Below are 434 nucleotides of genomic sequence, written 5' to 3' on the forward strand. Positions count from 1 at the left end.
ACCACCACCAACGGGGAAACCACCAACCAGACCGCTACGAGGGACGCCCTCTCTCCCGAAGCGGCCACCCACACCGGCGCCAACGACCTCCACGTCAACATGGCCGGAACCCCCGACCCCAACGACATGGACATCGACTGGACCGACCCCGCCCAAAGCACCTACGGCTACCCCGACTACTACGACCTCGACACCCTCGGCCTCGCCTCACCCACCAACGACGACCTCGCCGGGCCCTCCTTCCTCACCGACGACCCCGGCCCCTCCACCGACTACACCCCTATCGACCCCGCACTCACCACCGACTACACCCACGCCATGGACACCGACGACATGTCCTGGCTCACCCCCGACGACTCCATGGACTGGGCCACCCTCGCCCACGACATCACCACCGACCTCAACACCGGCTTCGACCCCGGCTTCGGCATCGA

At 67.1% G+C, this 434-nt stretch carries 1 protein-coding gene; it reads left to right on the forward strand.

Annotated features, from left to right (window positions below; translation table 11 throughout):
* The coding region (locus tag QSJ59_RS24295; RefSeq protein WP_285762097.1) for a hypothetical protein at positions 1 to 434 on the forward strand (434 nt) is incomplete at both ends.

Origin of the sequence: Nocardiopsis ansamitocini (assembly GCF_030268225.1) — a bacterium.
GTDB classification, from domain to species: domain Bacteria; phylum Actinomycetota; class Actinomycetes; order Streptosporangiales; family Streptosporangiaceae; genus Nocardiopsis_D; species Nocardiopsis_D ansamitocini.